General features: G+C 59.9%; 14 protein-coding genes. 5 read left to right on the top strand and 9 right to left on the bottom strand.

The window, feature by feature from the left end:
* The first annotated feature begins 37 nt into the window (after nucleotides 1–37).
* Nucleotides 38–436: an NADH:ubiquinone oxidoreductase subunit NDUFA12 gene (locus BLW55_RS02635; protein ID WP_090326505.1), complete on the top strand. Its 399-nt coding sequence runs from the start codon at nucleotides 38–40 to the stop codon at nucleotides 434–436.
* 114 nt (nucleotides 437–550) lie between these two features.
* Nucleotides 551–973 (top strand): DUF2155 domain-containing protein, encoded by a 423-nt coding sequence (locus BLW55_RS02630; RefSeq protein WP_007008041.1) that lies wholly within the window; start codon nucleotides 551–553, stop codon nucleotides 971–973.
* Between the two features lie 13 nt (nucleotides 974–986).
* Here BLW55_RS02630 and aat read toward each other — a convergent pair whose 3' ends face one another.
* From aat to BLW55_RS02595, 7 genes are all read right to left on the bottom strand, one after another.
* A complete protein-coding gene (gene aat / locus BLW55_RS02625; protein WP_007008042.1) occupies nucleotides 987–1,607 on the bottom strand; it encodes a leucyl/phenylalanyl-tRNA--protein transferase in 621 nt (206 codons plus the stop codon).
* 48 nt (nucleotides 1,608–1,655) lie between these two features.
* The gene (gene accC / locus BLW55_RS02620) at nucleotides 1,656–2,999 is read right to left on the bottom strand and encodes an acetyl-CoA carboxylase biotin carboxylase subunit (protein WP_007008043.1); all 1,344 of its coding nucleotides are present in this window, start codon (nucleotides 2,997–2,999) and stop codon (nucleotides 1,656–1,658) included.
* Between the two features lie 16 nt (nucleotides 3,000–3,015).
* Nucleotides 3,016–3,483 (bottom strand): acetyl-CoA carboxylase biotin carboxyl carrier protein, encoded by a 468-nt coding sequence (gene accB, locus BLW55_RS02615; RefSeq protein WP_007008044.1) that lies wholly within the window; start codon nucleotides 3,481–3,483, stop codon nucleotides 3,016–3,018.
* A gap of 21 nt (nucleotides 3,484–3,504) precedes the next feature.
* Nucleotides 3,505–3,948: a type II 3-dehydroquinate dehydratase gene (gene aroQ, locus BLW55_RS02610; RefSeq protein WP_007008045.1), complete on the bottom strand. Its 444-nt coding sequence runs from the start codon at nucleotides 3,946–3,948 to the stop codon at nucleotides 3,505–3,507.
* A gap of 119 nt (nucleotides 3,949–4,067) precedes the next feature.
* Nucleotides 4,068–4,835: a DsbA family protein gene (locus BLW55_RS02605; protein ID WP_025029669.1), complete on the bottom strand. Its 768-nt coding sequence runs from the start codon at nucleotides 4,833–4,835 to the stop codon at nucleotides 4,068–4,070.
* A 71-nt stretch (nucleotides 4,836–4,906) separates the two neighbouring features.
* Nucleotides 4,907–6,277, bottom strand: coding sequence for a M48 family metalloprotease (locus tag BLW55_RS02600; RefSeq protein WP_090326502.1), 1,371 nt, complete (start codon nucleotides 6,275–6,277; stop codon nucleotides 4,907–4,909).
* A gap of 165 nt (nucleotides 6,278–6,442) precedes the next feature.
* Entirely contained in the window at nucleotides 6,443–9,214 is a 2,772-nt protein-coding gene (locus tag BLW55_RS02595) for an Rne/Rng family ribonuclease (protein ID WP_090326499.1), read from the bottom strand.
* Between the two features lie 649 nt (nucleotides 9,215–9,863).
* Here BLW55_RS02595 and BLW55_RS02585 point away from each other — a divergent pair.
* The 3 genes from BLW55_RS02585 to prfB all read left to right on the top strand — a co-directional run bounded on the left by BLW55_RS02585 (nucleotide 9,864) and on the right by prfB (nucleotide 15,104).
* A complete protein-coding gene (locus BLW55_RS02585; RefSeq protein WP_425286759.1) occupies nucleotides 9,864–11,072 on the top strand; it encodes an N-acetylmuramoyl-L-alanine amidase in 1,209 nt (402 codons plus the stop codon).
* A 325-nt stretch (nucleotides 11,073–11,397) separates the two neighbouring features.
* Nucleotides 11,398–13,854, top strand: a complete 2,457-nt coding sequence (locus BLW55_RS02580) for a penicillin-binding protein 1A (RefSeq protein WP_090326493.1) — start codon at nucleotides 11,398–11,400, stop codon at nucleotides 13,852–13,854.
* 118 nt (nucleotides 13,855–13,972) lie between these two features.
* Nucleotides 13,973–15,104, top strand: a protein-coding gene (prfB, locus tag BLW55_RS02575; protein ID WP_141685985.1) for a peptide chain release factor 2 whose coding sequence is annotated in 2 segments (ribosomal slippage) — nucleotides 13,973–14,041 and nucleotides 14,043–15,104 — 1,131 coding nt in all. Because the reading frame shifts where the segments join, the coding sequence is not laid out codon by codon here.
* Between the two features lie 268 nt (nucleotides 15,105–15,372).
* On the opposite strand, the gene BLW55_RS02570 is transcribed toward prfB, so the two are convergent.
* Both BLW55_RS02570 and BLW55_RS02565 read right to left on the bottom strand, forming a co-directional pair.
* Nucleotides 15,373–16,671, bottom strand: coding sequence for a M23 family metallopeptidase (locus tag BLW55_RS02570; protein WP_090326490.1), 1,299 nt, complete (start codon nucleotides 16,669–16,671; stop codon nucleotides 15,373–15,375).
* 173 nt (nucleotides 16,672–16,844) lie between these two features.
* Entirely contained in the window at nucleotides 16,845–17,327 is a 483-nt protein-coding gene (locus BLW55_RS02565) for a peroxiredoxin (RefSeq protein WP_090326487.1), read from the bottom strand.
* Nucleotides 17,328–17,344: the final 17 nt, after the last annotated feature.

Below are 17,344 nucleotides of genomic sequence, written 5' to 3'. Positions count from 1 at the left end.
CATCTCTGATGACGATAGCGAGCGACTTGAGGACGCCATGAAGAAGTTTCTGCTTCAGTTTTTTACCTGGTGGAACGGCCAGACGCTGGGCACGCGCTTCCACACATGGCGCAAGGGCACACGCGTTGGTGAAGATGAATTCGGCAATACCTATTATGAAGGCGGCAAGGATTCCGAGGGGCGCACGCGCCGCTGGGTGATCTATAACGGCATTTCCGACGCCTCGCTGGTGCCGCCCGGCTGGCATGGCTGGCTGCACCACCGCGTTGACGTTGCGCCCGTCAACGAGAATTACACACCGCGCGAATGGCAGAAGCCCCATCAGCCGAACCTGACTGGCTCGCCGGCTGCCTACCGTCCGCAGGGCTCGATCGCGAACACTGCCGATCGCCCGCGTGTCACGGGCGATTACGATGCGTGGACGCCTGGCGGCTGAACCTGTTTGCTGATCTCGCCACAATTGCGCATTAGTCGTAAGCTTTATCGTGGGTCGGGCGATTCCGCTGGACTCTCTCAGCGTGACAAGCAAACAGAACGGGTGTCGAGCCATATGAAGTCAGGCCAGAAGAAAAACGCCGGTTTCGGGCTGATCGTGGCATTGGGACTGGCCGTGTTGGCGACTGCGCCGGTCCAGGCCGCCCGGATCAAGCACCCGGTGGCCGAGTTTACCGGCATCGACAAGATCACCGGGCGTATCATCTCTTTTGACGTTTATATGGACGAGACGGTTCAGTTCGGTGCGCTGCAGGTCACTCCGCGCGTCTGCTACACTTCGGAAGAGACCGAAGAGCCGCGCACGGATGCTTTCGTGGAAGTGGACGAGATTACCCTGGACCGGGAAATCCGCCGTATCTTTACCGGCTGGATGCTGGCCGAGAGCCCCGGTCTGAACGCCGTCGAGCACGCGGTCTACGATGTGTGGCTGAAGGGCTGCAAGGAAGACACTGACGTCCCGCCGCCAGAGACCAATTGATCTGCTTCTCCGTTTACGGATTGAAGCGGGCCTCGCCGCATTGCAGTGCTTCCTGTAGGAGCTGCTCGTAGCGGTTCCGCGGCACGTCGATTGCGCCGAATTGCTTGAGATGCGGTGTCGTAAACTGAGTGTCGAGAAGCGTGAAGCCACGCTCACGAAGACGCTTCACGAGATGAACGAGGCAGATTTTCGAGGCATCGGTGCGGCGTGAGAACATGCTCTCGCCGAAGAAGGCGCGGCCCAGTGTCACGCCGTACAACCCACCGACCAATCCTTCATCCGTCCAGGCTTCCACCGTGTGGCAATGGCCGTTCTCGAAAAGAAGCCCGTAGGCTTCGCGGATCGGTGCATTGATCCAGGTTTCGGTGCTGTCGCGCCGTGCCTCTGCACAACCTTCGATGACGCCGTCAAAGTCCGTGTCGAAAGCGATCCGGAAAGGATTGCGGCGCAGCGTCTTGCCCAGGCTTTTGGGGACATGAAACGTGTCGAGCGGGATGACGCCGCGCATCTCCGGCCGCACCCAGAACACCTCCGGATCGTCGGCGCTTTCGGCCATCGGGAAGACTCCGGTGGCATAAGCGCGCAAGAGAAGATCCGGAGGAATCCGAAATCCTGGTGCGAAAGGTCGTGCCATCGTGCCCAACCGGCGAGGTTGCCGGAGAATCACATGGAGCGGCGGGCCTCAGCCCGTCTTCGCCAGGTAATTCTCCAGCCAGTGGATGTCGTAATCGCCGTTGGCGATGTCGGGATTGCCGACCAGGTCCTGGAACAGCGGCAGCGTGGTCTTGATGCCGTCGACCACGAATTCATCCAGGGCGCGGCGTAGGCGCATCATGCATTCCACCCGGTTGCGGCCATGCACGATCAGTTTGCCGATCAGGCTGTCGTAGTAAGGTGGAATGCGATAGCCGGAATAGACGCCGGAATCGACGCGGATGCCGAGACCGCCGGGCGTGTGGAAGTGCGAGATCGTGCCCGGCGAGGGGGTGAAGGTGCGCGGGTCTTCCGCATTGATGCGGCATTCGATGGCGTGGCCCTCGAAGCGCACTTCATCCTGCGTGCAGGAAAGACCGCCGCCCGAGGCAACGCGGATCTGCTCATGCACCAGATCGATCCCGGTAATCGCTTCCGTGACCGGATGCTCCACCTGAAGGCGGGTGTTCATCTCGATGAAGTAGAATTCGCCGTTCTCGTAGAGGAACTCGATCGTCCCTGCGCCGGAATAGCCAAGATCGGCAATCGCTTTTGACACGATCTCGCCAATGCGGTTGCGCTGTTCGACATTGAGGGCAGGTGAATTTGCCTCTTCCCAGACCTTCTGGTGGCGACGCTGGAGAGAGCAATCACGTTCGCCCAGATGGATGGCCTTGCCGGCACCGTCGCCCATGACCTGCACTTCGATGTGACGCGGCTTTTCGAGATATTTCTCGATATAGACCGCATCGTCGCCAAAGGCGGCGCCTGCTTCGGCGCGGGCGGTGGAGAGCGCTTCGGCCAAGTCGGCTTCCGTCTTCGCGACCTTCATGCCACGCCCGCCGCCGCCGGCCGATGCCTTGATGAGAACGGGATAACCGATATCAGCGGCGATCCGTTTGGCTTCCACATCGTCGGTGACGGCGCCATCGGAGCCGGGAACCACCGGAATGCCCAGCTCCTTCACCGTCTTCTTGGCGGTGATCTTGTCGCCCATGATGCGGATGTGGTCGGCTGAAGGGCCGATGAAGGTCAGGTTGTGAGCGGCCAGAATTTCGGAGAACTTGGCGTTTTCCGAAAGGAAGCCATAGCCCGGATGCACGGCGTCTGCGCCCGTGATCTCGCAGGCGGCCAGAATCTGGTGAATGTTCAGATAGCTGTCGCGCGAGGGCGGTGGACCGATGCACACGCTTTCGTCGGCAAGGCGCACATGCATCGCATCCGCGTCCGCCGTGGAATGCACGGCCACGGTCTGGATGCCGAGCTCCTTGGCGGCGCGCAGCACGCGCAGGGCAATTTCGCCGCGATTGGCGATGAGGATCTTGTGAAACATGCGCGCCTGCCCCGGACTACTCGATCACAACCAGCGGCTCGCCGAACTCAACCGGCTGCGCGTCCTCGAAGAGGATCGCCGTCACGGTGCCGGAGCGGGGCGCGGGGATCTGGTTCATGGTCTTCATCGCTTCGATGATCAGAAGCGTCTGGCCTTCCTTTACGGTCTGGCCTACCTGGATGAAGGCGGCTGCGCCCGGAGCTGGGGCGGCATAGGCGGTTCCGACCATGGGGGAGGGAACGGCATTCTTGGAATCGGCGGGGCTGGCAGCCGGCGCTTCTTCCTTGGCCGAGGCTGCAGGAGCAGCCGGCGCAGGCGCCGGAGCAGGTGCGGCGTAAGTCTGCACCGGCGCTGCTGCCTGCTTGGCCACGCGAATTCGCAGGTCGTCCTGTTCGACCTCGATCTCCGTCAGATTGGTGTCGTTCAAGATCGTCGCAAGCTCGCGAATGAGTTGCTGATCGACCCCCGTCTTCTTTGTCGACATATGCTTTGTCCTGCCTTGTTCTCAATCGGGCCGGCTTGCGGCCAGCGCGTCCAGCGCGAGTACATAACCGATTGTGCCCAATCCGCAAATCATGCCTTTTGCAGCCGGGGCAATCATCGAAACGTGGCGAAAGGCCTCGCGTGCGTGAATGTTGGAGATATGCACCTCAATCACCGGCAGCGGGCTGACGGCGCGGATTGCATCATGCAGCGCGATCGACGTGTGCCCGTAGGCGCCTGGATTGATGACGATCCCGGCGGCACCTTCACCGGCCTCATGAATCCAGTCAACGAGGTCACCTTCGTGATTGGATTGCCGAAACTCGATGTCCATGCCAAGCGATGCAGCCCTTTCCCGGCACGATGCTTCGATCCCTTCCAGGGTATCGCCGCCATAGATGCCGGGCTCACGCCTGCCGAGCGCATTCAGGTTGGGCCCGTTCAATATGAAGACTGTTTTCGCCATGAAATTGTCCCCTGACCCCTCGCGGCACGCTCAATACGCTCCTCTATAGAGGGCTTAGACCGTGCCGCAAAGATGGCAAGGGGCTTCTTTGTCTGTCCACAGCGCGCTCAAGGCGCCGATCAGTTGCTTTGCGTGCGTGCCTGGTCGATCTTCTCGGCAAGAACGTCCTTGCCCAGCGCGCCGAACACCACTTCATCGCCGATCACATAAGCGGGTGTTCCCGTGACGGCAAGCTGATTCGCCAGATCGTAGGTCTCGGCAAAGACCTTCTGGATCTCCGGATTCTCCATCTCCTTGCGCAGCGCGGCTTCGTCGATGCCCGTTTCTGTTGCGATCTTCATGGCCAGCTCGCCGTCGGCGCGCGTTTCCGCGCCCAAAAGCTTCTGGTGGAAATCGGCGTATTTTTCCGGGGCAATCGCATGAACGGCCATGGAAACCACATGCGCTTCACGCGACTGGGCGGAGAGGATCGGAAATTCCTTGAGCACGAAGCGGACATCGTCGTTTTCCTCGACCAGCGCCTGCATGTCCGTCATGGCGCGCTTGCAGTATCCGCAATTGTAGTCGAAGAACTCCACGACCGTGATGGCTGCGTCGGGATTGCCCACCACGCCGTCGTAAGGGCTGTTGAAAAGCTGCTCTTGTCTGTCCTTCATGACTGTCTGCTGGGCCAGTTTCTGCTCTTCACGCTGCTTCTTCTCCAGCGCGTCCTGAACCTCGAGCAGGATTTCGGGATTGTTGAGCAGGTACTCGCGGACAATCTGCTCCACCTGTGGCTTGCCGAGCGGTGCTGCAGTCTCGGCCTGTGCCGTGGTGCCGAACAATGTGACTGGCGTGAGCAGGGCGGCCGTCGCCGCAAGCACTCGGATATTTCTGGTGAAGGTCATGTCATGTTCCGATTCATCTAATTGGTGGGCGGGTGCGCTCATGGGTGTCGATGGCGCGTCAATGGTTCACGCTAACCCGGTTTTCTGTACTGAATGATGTCCTGGGCACGCAGCCAGCCAGGCGTTCCGCGCTTCATCCGCTTTTGTGCTCTGGTGGCGAAGATTTTTGCATCCTGATAGCGGCCGAGATGAAAATGGCCTTCCGCCGTTGCCAGTTCGGCCGCAGCGATGTCTCCGAGCTGGCCGTAGGCCTGCGCGAGATAACGATAGCCATTGGCAAATTCCGGCTCGCGCGAAAGACCAGTCTGCAATTCGGAGGCGGCTTTTTTCACCAGATCCGGCTTGCCGGTCGCAAGAAGGGCCTGCCCATAGCCCACCTGCAGAAGGCCAGGGGTTCCCGGTGCAAGCGAGAGTGCTCTCGCATAGGCATTGGCCGCTTCTTCTGCACGGCTGGCCTTGATGAGAATGTCACCACGCAGCTCCTGCAAATAGGCATTGCGCGGCATTTCCGCGATCAGGGCATCGACCTTTTGAAGTGCGGTGCGCGGGTTGCCATTGAGATAGGTGGCGATGGCATCGCCGTAGCGCGCCGGAATGCCGCGCGGATTGCCGCGGAACAGGCGCTGAACGGCCTGCCCACCTTCCATATAGGCGGCGATCTTGGCCCGCATCATGTCGTGACGAAGCTGTAGCTGCGGGGGATCCTTACGATCGAAGTAGCGGCTCTTGCGGGCGAGCTCTTCCAGATTGGCGATGCGCTCGCGCGGCATCGGATGGCTGATCTGGTAGGGATCCACGTTGACGCCGGCCAGCGCCATGCCGCCGGCAAGGCGCTCGAAGGTCTTGAGCATGCCGTTGGCCGACTGGCCCGTTCGATTGAGATAGTCGATCGCTGTGCGGTCTGCTGTTGCTTCTTCGGAGCGCTGGTAGCCGAGCAGGCTGCGCCGGGCCATTTCAGCGCCACCGGCTGCCATGCCCATGCCAGCCGTTGCCAGGCCGCGCGAGTCCGAAGCGGCGCCGGCCACACCTGCACCGATGCCGATCAGTGCGGAGACAATCGCCATTGTCTGTGCGCGCTGCAACTGCTGGCGCAGACGTTCCTGATGACCGCCGGCGATATGACCGGCCTCGTGAGCGAGGACGCCAATGACCTCGTTGGGCGTTTCCGCATCCGTCAGTGCGCCGGTGTGAATGAAAATCCGGCGTCCGTCGACAAAGGCGTTGAAGCTGCGATTGTTGACGAGGACGATGTCTATGCCAGACCGGGAGAGGCCCGCCGCTTTCAGGATCGGTTGGGCATATTCCGAGATCAGGGCTTCGATCTCCGCATCGCGCACGACGGTCACTCTGGACTGGGCAAAGGCAGAGGGTGTCGAGGCGACAGTGAGATAGGCCGCAACGAGGAAAAGCGAAATGGTTCGCGTGACTGTCGTGTAAACCATGGTGTTTCTCTCAAGCATCGCGAAAGTGGTAGACGAGCATGAGGGCGATGGAAAGGCAGAACCGCGTGCGATCATGGAGTTTTGATTACCAGCGTCGCCATGCCGCAAACAAAAGAAGCCGGCGCAGAACGCCGGCTTCTCGAGATCAAGTCGTCAGGAGCGCTACTAGAAGAAGCTCTTGCGCTGCCACCAGCCGGTCTTGCGCGGCCGGTCACTTTCTGCAGGCTCTGACGAGGAAACAACCGGTTCGGCTTCCGCAACAGCGCTCTCCTTGACCGGAGCGTCCTTTTCCTCAGCCTTGACTTTCGCCGTGCTGCGACGTGTGGCGGTCCGGCGCTTTTTCGGCGCAGGAGCGGCGGCCTCTTCCGATGCGACTGCCTCAGTGGCATCTTGTCCGGCAGGCACTTCCTCTGCGGGTGGCGTCGCGCCATTGGTCGCTTCGGTCTTCTGGCTGTCGTCGGCTGCGGCAGCGGCAGTTTTGCGCGTGCGGCGGCGCGGCTTCTTTGCCGGCTTCTCGTCTGCCGCCGGTTCCTGTGCCGCGTCGCTTGAACCGTCCTGTTGCGGAGCGTCTTCTGCCGCAGCTTCGACCTTGTCCGAAGTGTCGGCATTCACTGCCTGAGGCTCTTCATTCCCGCTTTCGGTCTCGGTCTCTGGAGCCTGTGCGTCCTGCGCCTGGTTCTCGCGGCGGTTCTTGCGACCACCCCGTTTGCCGCGGTGACGCTTCCTGCGCTCGCCTTCACCACCCTCCGCAGCCGCTGCCTCGGCAGGCTCTTCGGAGGAAACAGCGTCTTCACCGGCGCTCGCAGCAATGGCATCTGCGTCGATGGAGCCCTGTTCGGAGCTCTCATTCTGATTCTGATCCGCTGCTGCCTCACCGCCACCGTTGCGGTTGCGGCCGCCGCGCCGCTTGCGCTTGCGCCGCCGCTTGCGCGGTTCGCCATCCTCACCGTTGGTGGCTTCGTGTGACGGGGCGGCGGTCTCTTCCGGTTCTGCAACGTCGACCGGAGCCGTGGGGGCGGGCTGTTCCATGCCCGACTTGTCGGCGGGCTGCTGCCTGGTGATCGCAAAGTGCTGCGCACCGACCTCGTCGTCCGCTTCCACGGTTATGTTTACACCAAAGCGGTTCTCCATCTCGACGAGATTGGCGCGCTTGTGGTTGAGGAGATAGAGAGCCGTGGGGGTGGGGGTCCGCACTGCGATGTTGTTGCGGGAATCCTTGAGTAGATATTCTTCGATGGAGCGAACCACGAACAGAGCCACGGAGGAATCCGAGCGGATATGCCCGGTGCCGCCGCAATGGGGGCAGGGCTGCATCGTGCTCTCAAGAACGCTTGCGCGAATGCGCTGGCGGGACATTTCCAGAAGGCCGAAATGCGAGATGCGACCCACCTGGATGCGCGCACGATCGTTCTTCAGGCATTCCTTGAGGCGCTTTTCCACCGCGCGGTTGTTGCGGTTTTCCTCCATGTCGATGAAATCGATGACGATCAGACCTGCAAGGTCGCGCAGGCGCAACTGGCGCGCGACCTCTTCTGCCGCTTCCAGATTGGTCTGGAGCGCGGTGTCTTCGATGGAGTGTTCCTTCGTGGAGCGGCCGGAGTTGACGTCGATTGCAACCAGCGCCTCGGTCTGGTTGATGATGATGTAGCCACCGGATTTCAGCGTTACCTGTGGCTGCAGCATCCGGTCCAGCTGTGCTTCGATACCGTTGCCGGCAAAGATGGGTGTAACCTCGCGATAGGGCTGCACGACCTTTGCGTGGCTCGGCATGAGCATGCGCATGAAGTCCTTGGCTTCGCGATAGCCTTCCTCGCCTGCCACAAGGACTTCGCCGATATCCTTGTTGTAGAGGTCGCGCACGGATCGCTTGATCAGGCTGCCTTCCTCGTAAACGAGGGCAGGCGCGGTCGATTCAAGCGTGAGGGAACGCACCTTCTCCCACAGACGCATCAGATAATCGTAATCGCGCTTGACCTCCGCCTTGGTGCGATTTGCACCCGCGGTGCGCAGGATGACCCCCATGCCCTGTGGCACGTCAAGCTGCTTCACGACGTCCTTGAGGCGTTTGCGGTCCTGGACGTTCGTGATCTTGCGCGAAATGCCGCCGCCGCGTGCCGTGTTCGGCATCAGGACCGAATAGCGTCCGGCGAGCGACAGATAGGTGGTAAGTGCTGCGCCCTTGTTGCCGCGCTCTTCCTTTACGACCTGAACCAGAAGTATCTGGCGGCGCTTGATGACTTCCTGGATCTTGTAGTTCTTGCGGGCGGCACGGCGCGGGGGCTGAGCCTCCTCCAGCGCGTCGTCGGCTCCAACGGTATCGACATTGTCGTCCTCGTCGTCGCCATTGCCATCATCTCCATTGCTGTCGTCTCTGGAACGGCTGCGACGGGAGCGCTTTCCACGCGGTTCTTCTGAAACCACATCGCCGGCTGCATCCGCAGCCATCGCCGCGGACTTTTCCTCGCCATCGGTTTCGGAAGCCTCATCGTCATCGGATGGCTCTTCGGAGAGGGTTTCGCCATTCTCCTCGTCAGCAGCGACATCGTCCTGTTTCGCCGACTTCTTCCGGGTGCTGGCACGGCGGCGCTTGCGCCCGCCCTTCTGGGCCTGGCGCTGCTCGCCTTCTTCCTCGTCTTCGTCCGCCTTGGCTTCCGCCGCCTCGGCCTCGATGAGTGCCTGACGGTCGGCTACCGGGATCTGGTAGTAGTCAGGATGGATCTCGCTGAATGCGAGAAAGCCATGCCTGTTCCCACCATATTCGACGAAAGCGGCCTGAAGTGAAGGTTCAACGCGCGTTACACGCGCCAGATAGATGTTTCCGCGAAGCTGTTTCTTATCCTGAGATTCGAAATCGAATTCTTCGATGCGATTACCGCGAAGGACGACGACCCTTGTTTCCTCCGGATGGGAGGCGTCTATTAGCATTTTGTTCGGCATAAATTCTTGTCTCCCCGGCAGGGAACGATTGTCGGGCTGGACTCCACGCGTGTCGCCGCAAGCCAGTGTGACAATCTGTGCCGGATAATCTGAGGTTCGTCGGCGTTGAAGGCCGCGCGAAATTGGGCCGGAACACCGATTTCGCGGTGCATTTTAATCCGGATCTATTTCCAATCGCGCCTGAAGCCATTCCATCGCCCGGCAAAACCGTTTCAACCAAGGCCCGGTTTTACGGGCCAGCTTTTGCTCATAGCGAGCCGGCGCGGACGTTTCTTAAGGTCCGGCCGTTTCCAATGTCAGAGCCCTCATGTCTGGAGAACGCCCTGAAAAATTCCTTCTGAATCACCGCACGTTCCGGTTTGCGGCAGCGGAAAAGGTTCGCCCCGTTGCTCATCGCCGTCTGTCAGCAGAGACTCAAACCAGGCACGCGTATCGCGATGATTCATAGATGCTTTTATGATTTGACAGTTGTATTGGCAACCCTGATTTCCATTGACGGGTTGCGTGGCAGGTCGATGCGGAACCCGGCGCGTATTTGCTCAATCGATCTGGAAAGCGCATATAAAATGCCGGTTTCCCGGCGATTCGAGAGCAAAATTGCCATCTTTGTTCGTAGGGAATCGATGTTGATTCGATAAAAATTCGCACAATGCATCGCAGAGAGACGGTTTTGCACAGACCAGCACTTTTGTTTTCGGTTGTTCTTGCGGCGATCTTTCTTGTCTTCACCAACGCTTTTGGTGCTGATTCCGCGCTGAAGGCACATGATTACAAGATGGCGGGTGATGCGCAGTACACACGCATCGTCGTCCACTTCGACCGCAAACCCGACTTTCGATGGTTTCTTCTGCGCGATCCCAGCCGGCTGGTGATCGATCTCCCGCCGACGGACTTTTCTTTCGACCCGTTTGAGCTGCGCCCGCGCGGGCTCGTGGCCGCGGTTCAGTACGGTGCTGTCGATGCGCAGCGAGCCCGGCTCGTCTTCAGGGCGGTCGGGCCGTTCTCCGTGGAAAAGGCCGAAGTGAAGGAGAACGAGACTTCGGACGGGTTTCGCCTGATCATTGAACTGCGGGCAAGCTCGACCGAGGCGTTCGATGCGGCATTGCGTGCGAGCATGCTGAAACCGGAGACGGAAGCCCGGTTGGAGGCCCCGTCTCGGGCGCAGGATCGTTTCACCGTCGCGCTCGACCCGGGGCATGGTGGCGCTGATGGTGGTGCGCGTGGCGTCAACGGCACGGTCGAAAAGCAGATCACGCTTCTGTTTTCACTGGAACTCGCCAAGAAACTCGAGGAAACCGGGCTTTACCGGGTCGTTCTAACGCGAGAAGATGACCGGTTTCTGCGGCTCGACGAGCGGGTGCGGATCGCCCGGGAAAAAGGCGCGGACCTGTTCGTCTCCGTGCACGCTGACGCAATCGCAGTTCGCAGTGTGCGCGGGGCGACCGTTTATACGGTGTCCGACAAGGCTTCGGACGCCGAGGCTGCTGCCACGGCTGCACGCGAAAACCTCTCCGACGAGATCGCAGGCAAGGTGCCTGAAGAAGAGCAGGATGAAGTCGAAGACATTCTGGTCGACCTCATACGGCGCGAGACGCATGCGTTTTCCATACGCTTTGCGCGCACGCTGATCGGCAAACTGTCGGATACGGTTCAACTGGTGAAGAACCCGCACCGGTACGCGGGATTCCGTGTCCTGCGGGCGCCCGACATCCCGTCGGTTCTTCTGGAGCTTGGCTATCTTTCGAACCCGAAGGACGAGGCCCAGCTTCGGGACCCGGCATGGCGCGCAGCCACGATGGATGCGATCATCGAGGCGGTGGGTTATTTCGCGAAGGCCAATGGCGGGGCTCGCGGATGATGCAAAGACGTTGCAAGTCTGCAACGCTGGCATGGATTAATGCGGCTGGAGGTGTTGGGATGTCTGCCGCCGTATTTTGCCCACAAGGCTGAGGCAGTAAGGGAAAACGCAGGATTTTCCAGAAGCTCCGGGTGTTCCGGGCGGAAGATCGTGACAAAAAGTGGTACTATAGAATCGCTAACAACGAAGATGGGCGGACTGCGTTGCTGTGACGAGGCACCATGCGTCATTCCTCTTTGTGATGCGGACAGAACTTGAAAGGCGGCCCCGGCGATCCCTGACTTTGACAGGGCAAGGCTATGCCGGGGTGTAAATTGGAGCGGGCATGGTACGTCTCATCGGGTATTTCTTTGGCGTGGGCATCGTGCTGGCGCTGCTGGTGGCAGCGGGCATTGCACTTTATGTCGGCGATCTGACAAAAGATCTCCCCGACTATGAGGTTCTGGCGAAGTATGAGCCGCCGGTGACCACCCGTGTTCACGCCGCCGACGGCGCACTGATGGCGGAGTTTGCGCGCGAGCGCCGGCTTTATCTGCCCATTCAGGCGGTGCCTGACCGTGTCAAGGCGGCCTTCCTCTCGGCTGAAGACAAGAACTTCTACAATCATCCGGGCGTTGACGTGACCGGTCTCGCGCGCGCCGTCGTCACGAACATTCAGAATCTCGGTTCCGGCCGCCGCCCGGTGGGCGCATCAACCATCACCCAGCAGGTCGCCAAGAACTTCCTTCTGACGTCGGACCAGACGATGCAGCGCAAGATCAAGGAGATGGTGCTCTCTTTTCGCATCGAGCAGGCCTACTCCAAGGATCGCATTCTCGAACTCTATCTCAACGAGATCTTTTTCGGTCTTGGCTCCTATGGCATCGCGGGTGCTGCGCTGACCTATTTCGACAAGTCGGTCAATGAACTGACGCTTGCCGAAGCGGCCTATCTCGCCGCTTTGCCCAAAGGCCCGTCCAACTATCATCCATTCCGGTACACGGAGCGCGCCATAGAACGCCGCAACTGGGTGATCGATCAGATGGTCGCCAATGGCTACGCCACGGCAGAAGAGGGCGAGAAGGCCAAGGCGACCGGGCTTAACGTGTCTCCGCGTCGCCGTGGAACCTATCTCTTTGCAGGCGAGTATTTCACCGAAGAGGTCCGCCGCGACATCATCTCCCGCTATGGTGAGGACGCGCTTTACGAAGGCGGACTTTCCGTACGCACGACACTTGACCCGCAATTGCAGCTTTATGCCCGCAAGGCGCTGCAGAATGGCCTGCTTCGTTACGATACGCTGCGCGGCTATCGCGGACCGGTCACGCAGATCGACATTTCCGGAGACTGGGGTGTTCCGCTCGGCGAAGTCGACGCCCTCAGCGATGTGCCGGAATGGCAACTCGCCGTGGTTCTTGGAACCGAAGACGACAAGATTTCCATCGGGATCAAACCGCAACGTGTTGTCTCCGGTGCGCTGTCGGAAGAACGCGAGACAGGAACCATTGCGCTCGACGACATGAAATGGGCCATGCGCCATGTGGTCGATGGCAAGCGGGTCAAGGCGAACAGGCAGTCGGACGTGCTGAAGCCCGGTGACGTGATTTTCGTCGAGAAGAAACCGGATACGGAGCGGGCGTGGGAGTTGCGTCAGGTTCCCGAGATCGAGGGCGCTCTGGTGGCCATGGACCCGCATACGGGACGTGTCCTGGCGATGGTTGGCGGTTTCTCCTATGCCGATTCCCAGTTCAACCGCGCAACGCAGGCGTACCGCCAGCCCGGTTCGGCCTTCAAGCCCATCGTTTATGCTGCTGCGCTCGACAATGGCTATACGCCGGCGTCGGTTGTGCTTGATGCGCCGATCTCCATTCAGGTGGGCAATGATGTCTGGGAACCGAAGAATTACGGCGGCAAGTCGGCTGGTCCCTCGACACTGCGTGCGGGCATCGAGCGCTCACGCAACCTGATGACGGTTCGTCTGGCCAAGGATATGGGCATGCAGCTCGTGGCCGACTATGCGGAGCATTTTGGCCTCTACGACAAGATGCTTCCCGTTTTGGCCATGTCGCTCGGCTCCGGTGAGACGACGGTCATGCGCATGGTTTCAGCCTATGCGGTTATGGCGAATGGCGGAAAACAGATCGTGCCTTCTCTGGTCGACCGCATTCAGGATCGCTACGGCAAGACTGTCTACAAGCATGACCGCCGCGAATGCGTCGGCTGTGTTGCAAACGAGTGGACGGGGCAGGACGAACCGGAAATCATCAACGATCGTGATCAGGTTCTCGATCCCATGACCGCTTATCAGATCACCTCTATGATGCAGGGCGTGGTGTCGCGCGGTACCGCCGTCACCGTTTCAGAACTGGGCCGTCCGATTGCCGGCAAGACCGGCACGACGAACGACGAAAAGGATGCATGGTTCGTCGGTTATACACCCGACCTCGTGGTCGGGGTGTTCATGGGCTACGATACACCGCGTCCGATGGGGCGTGGCTCCACGGGTGGTGGCCTGGCCGCTCCGATCTTCAAGGAATTCATGGCGAACGCCCTGAAGGATATGCGCCCCGTGGATTTTCAGGTGCCTGAAGGCATGAACGTCATTCCCATTGATCGCAAGACGGGGATGCGCGCCCAGGCAGGACAGCCGGGCGTCATCATGGAAGCCTTCAAGCCGGGCACGGGGCCGGCCGACAGCTACTGGGTCATCGGCATGGAGGACCTGGAAGGCGCGGGCGGTCCCCGGGTCATTTCTCCCCAGGCTAACCGTGCGGTCAATTCGGGCGCCGGCGGCCTCTACTGACAATGTCGACCGATTATCGGCGTGTCCGCTTTACACAGGCGGGCACGCTCCATATGGTCCGACGCGATTCAGGATTTCGTTCCTGAAAAATCCAACAAAACCGAGGTGTGGATCTGCAATGCGTGCGGAAACCGAAAATCTTGTCGACGAAATCAAGCAGGCCATAAGCCTGCTGAGGAGGCATCTTTGACTGGGATGAAGCGGTAAAGAGGCTCGAATATCTGAATTCCCGCGCCGAGGAGGCTGATCTGTGGAACGATCCGCAGGAGGCCCAGAAGCTGATGCGCGAGCGCCAGATGCTCGAAGAGAACATCACCGGTGTCCGCAACCTGTCACAGGCGCTTGAGGACAATGTCGGGCTCATCGAACTTGGAGAGGAAGAGGGTGACACCTCGGTTGTCTCGGAGGCCGAAGCCGCGCTGAAGGGGCTCAACGACGAGATCGCGGCCCGTCAGGTCGAAATGCTCCTTTCCGGTGAGGCTGACGGCAACGACACCTATCTTGAAATTCACGCCGGCGCTGGCGGTACCGAGAGCCAGGACTGGGCGCAAATGCTTCTGCGCATGTACACGCGCTGGGCCGAACGCCGCGGCATGAAGGTTGATGTGATGGAAGTCCATGACGGCGAGGAGGCGGGCATCAAGTCTGCCACGCTGCTGATCAAGGGGCGCAATGCCTATGGCTGGCTTAAAACGGAATCGGGCGTGCATCGCCTCGTGCGTATTTCGCCATATGACAGCAATGCGCGGCGGCACACCTCCTTTGCCAGTGCGTGGATTTACCCGGTCATCGACGACACCATCGATATCGACATTCCCGATTCCGAGGTTCGCATCGATACCTATCGCGCGTCGGGCGCGGGCGGTCAGCACGTCAACACGACCGACTCTGCAGTCCGCATCACGCACATTCCAAGCGGTATCGTCGTTCAGTGTCAGAAAGAACGCTCGCAGCACAAGAACCGGGCGACCGCCTGGGACATGCTGCGGGCGCGTCTTTATGAGGAAGAACTGAAGAAGCGCGAAGACGCGGCAAACGCGACCGAAGCATCCAAGACCGACATCGGCTGGGGGCACCAGATCCGTTCCTATGTTCTGCAGCCCTATCAGTTGGTGAAGGATCTGCGCACAGGCGTGGAAAGCACCAGCCCTCAGGATGTTCTGGACGGCAAACTCGACGCGTTCATGGAAGCCGCTCTGTCGCAGCGTGTGCATGGCAGCGATGGTGCGGAGGTCGAAGACCTGGCGTAGATTGCCGTGCGTCCATCCGGACGCACAAAGGACGATCTAGACTATTGGTGGAGCATCGGAACAATCCGAAAACCGGTTTCCACTTTTCGGTCCAATGCTCTAATGCATGTCGCTTTCAAATGAATTCATTTGAAAGACAACGAACATGCATCATTTGAAAGTGTTACAGCGTCCTTTGCGCGTCTTATAAGACGCGCGGCGCTGTAGCCGGTCTGTCGGCAAAACAGGACAATACGGGCGGACGTATGGCGTTCGCCCGTTTTCACGTTCAGGAATCGCTTTCGAGATATTTGGCGATCTTTCGTCCCGCCGTGATGAAGCGGGACGGGTTGATGGCTGCGCCGGACCTGCGCACTTCATAATGAAGGTGCGGCCCTGTGGAGCGACCGCTGGAGCCTACCTTGCCCACCTTCGTGCCGACATCCACTTTGTCCCCGGTCTTTACGAGAATCTTGCTCATGTGAGCGTAGCGCGTCGTCAGGCCGTTTCCGTGGTCGATTTCCACCATGCGTCCATAGCCGCCGTTCCAGCCTGCCTTGACGACGCTTCCAGCGCCGGTCGCGTGGATTGGGGTGCCACGGCGGGCGCGAAAGTCGATTCCGGCGTGATGTGCCAGGCGACCGAGAAACGGATCCTTTCGTGCACCAAATCGGCTTGATATCGGTGCACCAGGTGTCGGGTTCGCCAGCGGGAGCCGCTTTGCCTTCGTCTTCACCTCGTTCAGATGGGACAGTGCTTCATCCAGTTCTCGTACCTGATCCTCAAAGACAAGGGCCGAGGTGGCAGCGAGAAGCGGACCACCAACGTTCTGCTCCCTGTCATCTTCAGGGATTGTCAGGCCAACATCTTCCAGGGTGCCGGCAATGGCGTCGGCAGTCTGATAGGCGTCTTCGGCGAGCAGCCTCACGCTGTCGATCTGCTCAGTTTCAATTGATTCCAGCGCGCGGTTGAGCTTCACAAACAGATAGTCCGCCTTGTCCGCTGCTGACAGCGGTCCACTCTGCTGGGATGTCTGGGCGCGCAGCGGCCAGGGAACCGTGTCTCTGGCCGAAGGAGCAAACGAGGCGACAGCGATGCTTCCGGTTTTTGTCGGGTCAAGCAACTGGTCGGTTTCAGCCTTGATCTGGGGCCTGGGGGCGGGCACCGGCGCATTCTCGGGAAGCAGTTCTGCTCCGGCTCGATTGAGCACCGGAGCGAGGCGGCTTTGCCGTTTGGTCAACTGGTCCTGTCGGGCAAGCAGTTCGCCAACCTTTTCCTGCATGAACTGCTGATCGAGGAGCTGCCGGCTTGTGACACGATCGAGCTGTGCACGCAGGGCGGAGATTCGATCCTCGTAAGCCTGCTGAAGGCGCGCCTGGCGGGCGACGGTCGCACCGATCAGATCGTCGCGGAGCACCAGATAGGAAGTGGCGAGAAGATAACCGATGGCAAGCGCTGCAACAGCTGAACCCGCCATTGCAGCAATCCAGGGCCGCACGGTGAAGTGCCGTATCTTGTCGCCCCGTGCGATGATGATCGTATGGGGCTCCTTGCGTTTACCAAAAACCGCGGATTGCTGTGGGCGCATCGAGAATCGAACTTATGTTCAAGGGACCAAATTCGATGCCGATTACACTTGATTAGGGTTAACAAAGCTTTTCGCGTGCCGCTGGATGCGTTGCCAAATGCACTTCGGCAGGCTCATTGCCAACGGCTTTTGCGGGCTTTCGTCATAAAACGGGCGGGGATAGGGGTCTGCGCCTATTCATCGCGCTGTTTTAGCGCTTTGACGGTGTCCAGCACCGCCTGCGCATGGCCCGGCACCTTCACCTTGCGCCACGTCTCGGCGATGCGGCCGTCCGGGCCAATCAGGAAGGTGGAGCGCTCGACACCCATATATTTGCGTCCATACATGCTTTTCTCGACCCAAACGCCATAGGCCTGGAGCGTCTCTTTGTCCTGGTCGGACACAAGGCCAATTGTGAGAGCGTGCTTGTTCTTGAACTTGTCATGGCTCTTGGGGCTATCGGGAGACATCCCGAGCAAAACCGTATCCAGAGCATCGAATTCGGGTTTAAGGGCGGTAAAATCGATTGCCTCGGCGGTACAGCCGCTCGTGTCGTCTTTCGGGTAAAAGAAGAGAACCACGGTCTTCCCGCGAAAATCCGACAGTCTGATTTCGCTGCCGCCGTCACCAGGCAATGAAAAATCCGGAGCTTCGCTTCCTTTGACGGGTTCTGTCATTTTCTTTCCCCTGTTTG

The sequence above is a fragment of the Nitratireductor aquibiodomus genome (genome assembly GCF_900105565.1).
GTDB lineage: Bacteria > Pseudomonadota > Alphaproteobacteria > Rhizobiales > Rhizobiaceae > Nitratireductor > Nitratireductor aquibiodomus.
Note: the sequence above shows the minus strand (reverse complement) of the source record. Positions and strands in the feature narration are given on the sequence as shown.

Coding starts and splice junctions, on each gene's coding strand:
- accB (WP_007008044.1), bottom strand. CDS start 3,483: ATGTCGACAAAGAAGACGGGGGTCGATCAGCAACTCATTCGCGAGCTT.
- BLW55_RS02585 (WP_425286759.1), top strand. CDS start 9,864: ATGCATCGCAGAGAGACGGTTTTGCACAGACCAGCACTTTTGTTTTCG.
- BLW55_RS02605 (WP_025029669.1), bottom strand. CDS start 4,835: ATGACCTTCACCAGAAATATCCGAGTGCTTGCGGCGACGGCCGCCCTG.
- aat (WP_007008042.1), bottom strand. CDS start 1,607: ATGGCACGACCTTTCGCACCAGGATTTCGGATTCCTCCGGATCTTCTC.
- BLW55_RS02565 (WP_090326487.1), bottom strand. CDS start 17,327: ATGACAGAACCCGTCAAAGGAAGCGAAGCTCCGGATTTTTCATTGCCT.
- BLW55_RS02595 (WP_090326499.1), bottom strand. CDS start 9,214: ATGCCGAACAAAATGCTAATAGACGCCTCCCATCCGGAGGAAACAAGG.
- BLW55_RS02570 (WP_090326490.1), bottom strand. CDS start 16,671: ATGCGCCCACAGCAATCCGCGGTTTTTGGTAAACGCAAGGAGCCCCAT.
- BLW55_RS02635 (WP_090326505.1), top strand. CDS start 38: ATGAAGAAGTTTCTGCTTCAGTTTTTTACCTGGTGGAACGGCCAGACG.
- accC (WP_007008043.1), bottom strand. CDS start 2,999: ATGTTTCACAAGATCCTCATCGCCAATCGCGGCGAAATTGCCCTGCGC.
- aroQ (WP_007008045.1), bottom strand. CDS start 3,948: ATGGCGAAAACAGTCTTCATATTGAACGGGCCCAACCTGAATGCGCTC.
- BLW55_RS02630 (WP_007008041.1), top strand. CDS start 551: ATGAAGTCAGGCCAGAAGAAAAACGCCGGTTTCGGGCTGATCGTGGCA.
- BLW55_RS02580 (WP_090326493.1), top strand. CDS start 11,398: ATGGTACGTCTCATCGGGTATTTCTTTGGCGTGGGCATCGTGCTGGCG.
- BLW55_RS02600 (WP_090326502.1), bottom strand. CDS start 6,277: ATGGTTTACACGACAGTCACGCGAACCATTTCGCTTTTCCTCGTTGCG.